This window comes from Oleiphilus sp. HI0043 (assembly GCF_001634935.1).
Genome location: NZ_LWEY01000703.1, coordinates 1 through 669 on the forward strand (window position 1 = coordinate 1; position 669 = coordinate 669).

Genomic DNA, 669 nt, shown 5'->3' on the forward strand with positions numbered 1-669 from the left:
CGAGTACCTGGCCCACCAGAAGATCGCCATTCCTGCCTATAGTACCCTGCAGAAGATCGTCAGTCAGGTGATTAATCAACATCAGCAACGATTGTATGATCAGATCAATGCCGCTTGCAGCCAAAGCTTAAAGAATATGCTGCAGACACTGGTTTCCGATGAAGACCACTTTACATTGAAGCAGCTGCGCGGGAGCGCTCGCAACTTCACCGGTACCGAGCTGCAGAAAGAGCTGGCGGTGTATAACCATATTCAACCGCTAATGGAGGATGTGACGACTGTACTCGACTCGCTTTCTCTGTCCCAGAAAAACCAGCATCACTATGCCGAACGGGTTGATTATTACGGTGCTAAACTTAAGCGTCAGTCGCCTGCTAACCAATGCTTGTACCTGCTGTGCTATCTGCAGTCTCGGTACCAGCAGGGCTTGGAGCGCATTGCGGAAGGGTTCATCCATCACACTCGACAGGTGAAGCAACGAGCGCATCAGATGGCGCAGGAACGGGTTTATCAAGACTGGCAAAAGGCAGCCCGCAACGTGAGTAAAGCCGCTGAGATCCTGCACCTGTTCGTGGATGACCGCATCGACCCTAATACTTCCTTCCACGCGGTACAGCAACAGGCTTTCCAGTTTCTCAGTGCCAACGACCTGAACTCGGTCTGCCGATA

1 pseudogene is annotated in these 669 nt (G+C 52.0%); it reads left to right on the forward strand.

Annotation, left to right across the window (positions count from 1 at the left end):
* Positions 1-669: pseudogene (locus A3729_RS08300) on the forward strand (Tn3 family transposase); the annotation flags it as partial.